Consider the following 7,206-nt stretch of genomic DNA (forward strand, 5'->3'; position numbering starts at 1 on the left):
AAAGACAGCACGGAGAGTGGCCACCAGTTGGCCACCCGTCGGCTCGTCTTTCGATGACGTAGTGCCACGTTGAGGGCCGTTACGAAATCAAGGCACCCATAACGGCCCCCTCCGCGAGCAGGCCTCGGTACGCGGGACAACCACGTACCGAGGCCATTTCCCATTTTCGCTGGACCAATAGAGCAACCGTAGGTACTATACCAAGAGTCTACTAAGGAGTTTGGCATGGGAAACCGACCCGACGGCGTCACCCCGATCACCAACCAAGGCCTGGCCCGGTATACGAGCGCCCTGGTCGCCGGCGTACTGGTTGTCCAGGGCTACACAGCTTTCGTCGCGGACGGACGAGTCACAGCCGGCACCATGCTGCTGCTTGCCGGGGTGGCGCTTTACATGGTGGTGTTCACGGCGAGGAATGCGACGGCGTTGCGCCAGCGCGCGTATGGAACCTACTTCGCGCACGCTGTCGCGTACCTGATCATCAACGGCAGTTTCTGGCTGCACGCGTGGATCCTGATGCTTAGTGGGCGCGGTGAGATGCTGCAGCAGGGGTGGTCCGGTCCTCTGGTGTCGATGAGCGTGTTGTGGGGCGCCGGGCTCCTGGTGCACACCATCGGCGCGATGTTCAGCAGGGGCTATGAGCATGTCGAGGTCTGAACCGGCGCCTGGCGGACCTGCCCTTGAACTGACCGACTATGAGCGCAAAGTCCTCGGCGCGTGGACCGAGACCCACAAAAAGAGCACGCTGATGCTCTTCATCCTGCTGGCCCTGTCCGAGGAACCGCGGTGGTCCGGACAGATCCGCGAGTTCATCACCGAACTCAGCGAGGCCTATTTGGCGGTGGATGAACAGAGCATGCACCGGGCCCTACGGCGGGTGGAAGGCTTGAACCTCATCACCCATAGCCAGGTATCAGTGGCGGGTACCGGTGCCAAGCGCAAGATCTACGAGCTCACTGCCTCGGGTGAGCGGGTTCTGGCTGGTTACCTGCAGGGGCCGATGGCGTACGTGACCAGTCAACTCTTCCGAGACACAACCGCTGCCGCCCGCCGCGTCCAACCACGTTGAGGGAGCCTTACCCACTCACCACGACGAGCGTGTACGTTCAGCCATCCCCTATCGATCGGGGGGACTGCCGTTGGACCGGCTCACGGAAGGTCACTGCGACCCGTCAATTACCTATTCGTGCTTTCCCACTCCCACTACAAGCTGCGTCTCAGAACATAGGCTGGCGGAATGAATCAGCGGACTGAAGTCGTACTCGTCCATGGGCTATGGCATCAGCCGGCCCACTTCGACCGATTGGTGGAGGATCTGCGCCATCGAGGCGCGAATGTACATGTTCCTCGTCTGCACAGGGGCTCGCTGGCTGCGGACACTGCAGCCGTACAGGAGGTAGTCGATGGCTGCTTGGGGATGCCAGTTGTTCTTGGGCATTCGTACGGCGGATCTGTCATCACGGGCCTCGAACGGGTCAGACATCTGTTTTATGTTGCAGGGTTCGTACCGGCAGCCGGTGAGAACGGCGCCGTGTTGGGTGGGCCCTCGGCACTGGTCAACGACTCTGTCCGTCACAATGAGGACGGGTCGACCAGCATCCATCCGGAACGGGCTCGCGAGGTTCTCTACGGGGATTGCTCCAAGGCCGACAGCGCATGGGCAACCTCACTCCTCGTGCCTCAACAACCTGGTCACGGTCGTGGCGTGCCCAGCCGTATTGCTTGGGCAACCATCGAGAGCACGTATATTCGCTCCAAACTGGACAAGGCGATTAGCCCCGTCCTTCAGGAACGTATGGCCCGCCGATGTACCAACAATGTCAGTTTGAACTCGAGTCATTCGCCCTTCATCAGCCAACCTAAGATGCTCACCAAACTAATCTTGGAGATCTAGGTCTCGCGTTCAGCCAACGTCAAACACCAGCGGGTCGAACCCCAGTTGCGTCCGTTCAAGGATCCCCAATCGGGCGTCCAGGGCGTCCGGCCCTGCCGGTTGTCTGGCTAGAGACCTGGTGAGCAGGTGCCGCGGCCGAGGGCTGCTAGTCCTGTGAGGTCCCCATCGGCGTAGGTTGGCCGTTGATGGCTTGATTCGGGGTACATCAGCTGGGTGGGGTCATCGACGTGGTCCAAGCCGACGAGGTGAGCGAGTTCGTGTGCGATGACTGATGGTGTCAGTGTGGGGCCTTCGACGGCGGACGCTTCGGCAAGAGCCGGGGTGTTAAGGACGACTTGGCCGGTGACGTATACGTAGCGATCTTTGGTGCTGGGTGAGACGGCTCTGCTGCCAGCGTAGCCGAGCGCTTCTGTGAATCGATTGCCGCTTTGCTCACGTGAGAGTCTGGGTGATTCGTCCGAGTTGGACCATGCAACCAGAATGGGTGCCCAACGGTCACCGTAGCTGTCCGGCTGGTACATGGGCCGCTGCTCCGATGGGGCTTCGAGAGTTTCGCCGTCGTTGATGAATTGCAAGCCGGTGACACGCGAGAGTTCGTTAAACCCTTCGTTGATCATCTCATGTCCGCCCTCAGGGGAGTTCGCAGCCCTCGTGACATAGTGGATGGGACGGCAAGGGTCGTAAGCGACAGTGCCCTGTTTCAGGTCGGGAAGGCCGAGGAAGGCATAGGAGTCACTTCTTGTGGAGACCGGCGCAGGGCTTCCGAGTGGCGTGGGCTGGGATTCTCTCCCGGGTGTGGGGGTGGTCTTGGAACGGCCATTGGGTGTGGTTCGAGCGGCCGTTGTCGGCACCGCTACTTCGCTGACGGGAGCGGTAGCAGATGGTGCTTCGGCCATCGGTGTCGGACCTACTGGCACACCTAGAACTTGGCCCTGGGGGCGAAGGGCTGCAGGCCATCCAACAGACAGGTCCCCTGCCTGGTAGGCCTGCAGGGCGATGACTAAGCAAGCCGAGATAAGAGCCCAGACCAATCGGCCGTCGGATCGCTTCTTCGCCGGCCGAGGTCGACTGGCTTGCTGATCAAGCTCCGCGCTCAGTTCTTCTCGTATCTCACCATAGGCAGGGCGCGGCGGGGTAGGTCTAACCGCCGGGACAACCTCTGCTCCCGGCGTCTTCTCGTGAACTTCCTCTAAGGGCACAGAGCCCGTTGATGGTCGCCTTTCGGGGCCTTCGCTAGCCGTCACTGGGCGGTCAGAGGAAGGACGATGACGGTTCCTTCATCCGCTGTGTCATCAAAAGTGTGTTCCACCGCAGATGAAGAGTGGCCGGATCCCGTTGCCGTTGGTCGCATATTTCCCCCATTTATTGGCCGCTTATTGGCGGCATATATGTAAGAACGATATCTGAAGTGAGTGCGTCATTTTTCGCGGCGAAGCCCGCAAGGGAGATTTTGACTGTCCGTGCTCAACAACAAATGAATCGGAACGGGAGCTTGTAAAGCCCCGGGCCGGCATGTTGACTGCCCAGGGGGCACCGCATGCAGATCTGGGAGCAATCGAAGCTGACGGAGTTCTGAATGCACTCGATGTGAATGTAGCCGGCCCCCTGCGCCTGGTGCAGTTCCTTTTGCCAAACTTACTCAGCGCCCCCAATCCGATAATTTTGAACGTGACATCACGGCTTGGATCTGTTTCCGCGCAAGCCAATGGTGAGCTCTCTGAACTTTCGACGAGCTACGCCTACAAGATCTCTAAAGCCGCGCAGAATATGCTGACAGTCTCACTTGCCCAGGACCTTAAAGGTCGCGTGCGGTGTTGGGCCGTTCACCCAGGAATACTGGCGACCGCGATGGGACAGACCGACGCATCCAAGGCACTTGGCACTGCCGCCCGTCAGCTGCGAAAACTTGTTGACTCCGGTGTTCAAGCGTCACCACGTTTCTGTTCTCTTGGAGAACAGGACCTCCGCTGGCAGACCCAGTCGCCATCGCACTCGCGCGTTAGGCGATCCTTTACCGGGCACCTCTCGGGGTGCGGGCCATAACTCCGTCTAGCGCGTTGCTGATTCGGGTGAGTTCCTCTCCGGGTTCCAGTGTCAACTGGCCGCGGACACACCAAGTCCCTGAAGTCCCTGGGAATTCTGGGTCATGCAAATCAAAAGTAAGCTCGACGTGGCTGCCCCTGTGCTCCGCTTCGAGCTGCAGATCCCGCTCCAGAGAACTGTATGATTTGATGCCTCGCCAGCCTGACCAGTGGTCGGCTAGGTCCTTGAAGAAGTTCGAAAGGTCATCAAATCCGTTTCCGTAATACGCGGCGACTTCTCGACGCGCCGCTAAGTCCTGCAACTCGATGGACACGACCATACTTTCCAGTTCGCCAACAGATGACCGCTTCACGTCTTCAAAAATGAGCCGCTGTGTGTGCCCGATCTCTACTTTGTCCATGACTCAATTCTTATATTTACTGCCGCTCTGTATCGCCTGCCGTTAGCGGATGCCCTTGCGGACACTGGAACAAGCCCTTTGGCCCCAGATCCCTGACAGACAAGCGACGTCCACATAAGAACGGAAAGGCACTGCAGTACCTTTCGTTCCCCGACGGTAGTTGCCGGGTGCTTGAATCATTTGATGGCCGCACCGCTGTTTGACGAACCCACCTTTCTGCCTGCATTTCCTCACTCAGTGCGGGCAGATGCCGAAGTGACGATGAGGACGCTAAGCCAACCCCTGCATGCGACGCCAAACACGCTAATACAAGACACGAATCAACAGCCCGCGAGCTTCTACCCGGCAATCTGTGTCCACGGGGAGCGCCTCCAGGTCCCATATCGGCATTACTACAAGTGGCCAAGCGAGGAACGCACGAAGGACCTGAATGTCAGGCAACAACTTATCCTTGCCTGCTGGATGTCACGGAACCACGACGGGCGGGTCCGCCAACGTGCACTGTCTCAGATACTCCCGTCGGACGCGGTCTGGACTATTCCCTTCGTCATCCAGCTCTGCGGTGAGTACGTCATTGAAGTCGGGTTCGACATTCTTAATTTCGTAACGGCGTCTCTCCCCATGCGGCCAACCATGCTTAGTGAATACGCACAATTCGTCCGGGCAAACCCCGAGTTCATGAGCATCACTCGACAAAGAACCGTTAGCTACTGGCTTGATGACTATCGACACCAGCTTAGACAGGATCAGTATCCGCAGTTTCTAGCGGTCGAAGCCCTCACGGAATTGGCAGCAGATCCTGCCCTAGGAGACCTGTAAGGCATGCACCTCGTTCTGGAGTGGACCTTCCCGGCCCGCTTAGGCCCGCAAAACGTGTCCGTTGAAGGATCCTCGATCGGGCGGCCCCGCAGGATGATAAATGGGAAACTGCAACAATGATCAATACTCTGCATTTGCCCGTTAACCTGATCGCTAAGGCTAAAAAGTTCACGCTGCGCAGGGCTACCGACAGCGACCTCCGCACACTAATGGTCCTTCTCGCGGACGATCCAATCAGCGCAACGAGGGGTGACAAGGCCGACGATTCTGATGCCGCCGCTTACCGGTCTGCGTTGAGTGCTATCGTCGCAGACCCCTCCAACGACCTTCTCGTGGTCGTGAACGAGACGGACGATCCCCTGGCGACAATGCAGCTCACCCGGATACCTGGCATGGCCCGGCGCGGGTCGACTCGGCTTCTGATCGAAGCTGTTCGAGTCCGCAGTGACTACAGGTCCAGTGGCATCGGATCAGCGATGATGCGGTGGGTTACTGGAAGTGCAGCTCCCTCCATTGAGGCGTCGCTTGTCCAGCTCACGTCTGACGAGGGACGTCAGGACGCACACCGTTTTTACGAGCGTTTGGGATTCGTCGGATCGCACCGGGGCTTCAAGTACAAGGTGGGATGAGGCTGACCGTCATCGGATGCAGTGTCGCAGTAGCCGATCGGTCTACGGGCACGCAGCTCAAAGACACCCCCAATGACTAAGCTGCGAGTTTGGATGGAGCATGACCACCATCAACGTAGTGAAAGCCAAAGACCTGCCACTCGGCGAAGTCCTTGAGCTGTACCGTGCGGTGGAATGGCTTGCCTACACGAAGGACCCTGACAATCTGGTCCGGGCACTGGAAGGATCTTCCACACTCGTGGCTGCTCATGACGGCCAAACGCTGGTTGGACTAGCGCGTGTCATTTCCGATGGTGCTTCGATTTGCTACCTTCAGGACATTCTTGTTCGGCCGTCGCATCATAGAAGAGGTATAGGACGAGCCCTCGCTGAACGAGCGCTTGAACAGTACCCACATGTGCGTCAGAAAGTCCTAATCACCGACGACGAGCCGAAGCAGAAAGCGTTCTATGGAGCGCTTGGCTACACCCAGACCGAGGAATTCCAAGGAGGATCGGTCAGAGCCTTCGTCAGATTTGACTGACTACCTACGCCCGCTAAAGGATCGCCCACCGCTCCTTCAGCTCCTCCCAGCGCCAGTGCCTCTCCATAGTCCTTGCTGGGCATCGCCGCAGTGATCGCCAAAACACTGTTGCTGCTCATCCGTGGCAGGCGCCTCTGCCCTCGCCTTCCAGCCAGCCCCCCTCTACCAACTCCCCGAAGAACGGCCCATCATCGAGTAACAGCTTGGCCCTTTTAGGAGACAGGGTCCGGTCAGGGAAGGGGCGCCTGGAGAAGCCAGTTCATGGCCTCAGTGCGGGAGGTGAAAAACCGCGTAGGACACGGGAGCGTCCGCCGCGCCATAGCAAAATTGGCAATGACACGATTAACCGGGCTTGAGCCAAGCAGGGCAATCCGTGAAGCGGCGCACTTTAGGCTGAAAACGGACTTGGCTTGGCGGGTGACCGCTTGGGTATTCGACATGTCGATCAACATCGGATACTCGGCACCGTCGGCAAGCTCATTGACCTTTGCCATCGCCGCATGAACATCAGCGGCCTCCAGAACAGTCCCTGGCTTCCGCAGAAGGCGGAGAACTCCCTTGTCGCTGAGTTCCACAGTGCCCTTGCCGCCATCAACCGTGATAGGTTTCATCACTTTTCTCCCCCATATCTTGCGTAGCTAAGACTAACTGCACGCTGACCTGCGGAAACACCGGTCAAGGAGATGCTTCGCAGCGACGTGCTCGGAGCAGATCCAGAGGTGATAAAGGCTCGTTATGACTTGCACGAGAGCGACGTCGTGCCCCGAACAGCTGCCCGCAAGGCGGTCTCCTTTCGAACGCGGAAACGCCCGTTAGGCCACCCCCTTGCGGGCTGTACTACGCGCCAAATAGCGCTGCGAACCACCGACCCCTCGAAGCCTGATTTCCTCCCACAACA

The 7,206-nt window shown here is 58.7% G+C and carries 9 protein-coding genes; 6 read left to right on the top strand and 3 right to left on the bottom strand.

Going from position 1 to position 7,206, the window contains the following annotated elements:
- Positions 1 to 225 precede the first annotated feature (225 nt).
- The 3 genes from CXQ88_RS19365 to CXQ88_RS22755 all read left to right on the top strand — a co-directional run bounded on the left by CXQ88_RS19365 (position 226) and on the right by CXQ88_RS22755 (position 1,894).
- Complete coding sequence (locus CXQ88_RS19365) at positions 226 to 657, top strand: hypothetical protein (protein WP_104045743.1); 432 nt, start codon at positions 226 to 228, stop codon at positions 655 to 657.
- Positions 644 to 1,069, top strand: coding sequence for a PadR family transcriptional regulator (locus tag CXQ88_RS19370; RefSeq protein ID WP_181037616.1), 426 nt, complete (start codon positions 644 to 646; stop codon positions 1,067 to 1,069). The genes CXQ88_RS19365 and CXQ88_RS19370 overlap by 14 nt, the downstream gene beginning before the upstream one ends.
- 168 nt (positions 1,070 to 1,237) lie before the next feature.
- The gene (locus CXQ88_RS22755; protein WP_104045745.1) at positions 1,238 to 1,894 is read left to right on the top strand and encodes an alpha/beta hydrolase; all 657 of its coding nucleotides are present in this window, start codon (positions 1,238 to 1,240) and stop codon (positions 1,892 to 1,894) included.
- Between the two features lie 107 nt (positions 1,895 to 2,001).
- Here the strand turns inward: CXQ88_RS22755 and CXQ88_RS21650 are convergent, their stop codons facing one another.
- On the bottom strand, positions 2,002 to 2,790 hold the full coding sequence (locus CXQ88_RS21650; RefSeq protein WP_146069249.1) for a matrixin family metalloprotease: 789 nt from the start codon (positions 2,788 to 2,790) through the stop codon (positions 2,002 to 2,004).
- A gap of 616 nt (positions 2,791 to 3,406) precedes the next feature.
- Here CXQ88_RS21650 and CXQ88_RS19385 point away from each other — a divergent pair.
- The gene (locus tag CXQ88_RS19385; RefSeq protein WP_258062022.1) at positions 3,407 to 3,937 is read left to right on the top strand and encodes an SDR family NAD(P)-dependent oxidoreductase; all 531 of its coding nucleotides are present in this window, start codon (positions 3,407 to 3,409) and stop codon (positions 3,935 to 3,937) included.
- Here CXQ88_RS19385 and CXQ88_RS19390 read toward each other — a convergent pair.
- Entirely contained in the window at positions 3,906 to 4,337 is a 432-nt protein-coding gene (locus CXQ88_RS19390) for a DUF6228 family protein (protein WP_104045747.1), read from the bottom strand. The genes CXQ88_RS19385 and CXQ88_RS19390 overlap by 32 nt on opposite strands.
- Positions 4,338 to 5,272: 935 nt before the next feature.
- Between CXQ88_RS19390 and CXQ88_RS19400 the strand changes: the two genes are divergently transcribed.
- Both CXQ88_RS19400 and CXQ88_RS19405 read left to right on the top strand, forming a co-directional pair.
- Complete coding sequence (locus tag CXQ88_RS19400) at positions 5,273 to 5,785, top strand: GNAT family N-acetyltransferase (protein ID WP_104045749.1); 513 nt, start codon at positions 5,273 to 5,275, stop codon at positions 5,783 to 5,785.
- Between the two features lie 100 nt (positions 5,786 to 5,885).
- Positions 5,886 to 6,308, top strand: coding sequence for a GNAT family N-acetyltransferase (locus tag CXQ88_RS19405; RefSeq protein ID WP_104045750.1), 423 nt, complete (start codon positions 5,886 to 5,888; stop codon positions 6,306 to 6,308).
- Between the two features lie 230 nt (positions 6,309 to 6,538).
- On the opposite strand, the gene CXQ88_RS19410 is transcribed toward CXQ88_RS19405, so the two are convergent.
- Entirely contained in the window at positions 6,539 to 6,919 is a 381-nt protein-coding gene (locus tag CXQ88_RS19410) for a DUF7793 family protein (protein WP_104045751.1), read from the bottom strand.
- Positions 6,920 to 7,206: the final 287 nt, after the last annotated feature.

Source organism: Arthrobacter sp. ZGTC412 (genome assembly GCF_002929215.1).
In the GTDB taxonomy this organism is placed as follows: domain Bacteria; phylum Actinomycetota; class Actinomycetes; order Actinomycetales; family Micrococcaceae; genus Arthrobacter.

Excerpts from the sequence above, each read along its gene's own strand:
- CXQ88_RS19365 (WP_104045743.1), top strand. The coding sequence starts at position 226 with ATGGGAAACCGACCCGACGGCGTCACCCCGATCACCAACCAAGGCCTG.
- CXQ88_RS19370 (WP_181037616.1), top strand. The coding sequence starts at position 644 with ATGTCGAGGTCTGAACCGGCGCCTGGCGGACCTGCCCTTGAACTGACC.
- CXQ88_RS22755 (WP_104045745.1), top strand. The coding sequence starts at position 1,238 with ATGAATCAGCGGACTGAAGTCGTACTCGTCCATGGGCTATGGCATCAG.
- CXQ88_RS21650 (WP_146069249.1), bottom strand. The coding sequence starts at position 2,790 with ATGGCCGAAGCACCATCTGCTACCGCTCCCGTCAGCGAAGTAGCGGTG.
- CXQ88_RS19385 (WP_258062022.1), top strand. The coding sequence starts at position 3,407 with ATGTTGACTGCCCAGGGGGCACCGCATGCAGATCTGGGAGCAATCGAA.
- CXQ88_RS19390 (WP_104045747.1), bottom strand. The coding sequence starts at position 4,337 with ATGGACAAAGTAGAGATCGGGCACACACAGCGGCTCATTTTTGAAGAC.
- CXQ88_RS19400 (WP_104045749.1), top strand. The coding sequence starts at position 5,273 with ATGATCAATACTCTGCATTTGCCCGTTAACCTGATCGCTAAGGCTAAA.
- CXQ88_RS19405 (WP_104045750.1), top strand. The coding sequence starts at position 5,886 with ATGACCACCATCAACGTAGTGAAAGCCAAAGACCTGCCACTCGGCGAA.
- CXQ88_RS19410 (WP_104045751.1), bottom strand. The coding sequence starts at position 6,919 with ATGAAACCTATCACGGTTGATGGCGGCAAGGGCACTGTGGAACTCAGC.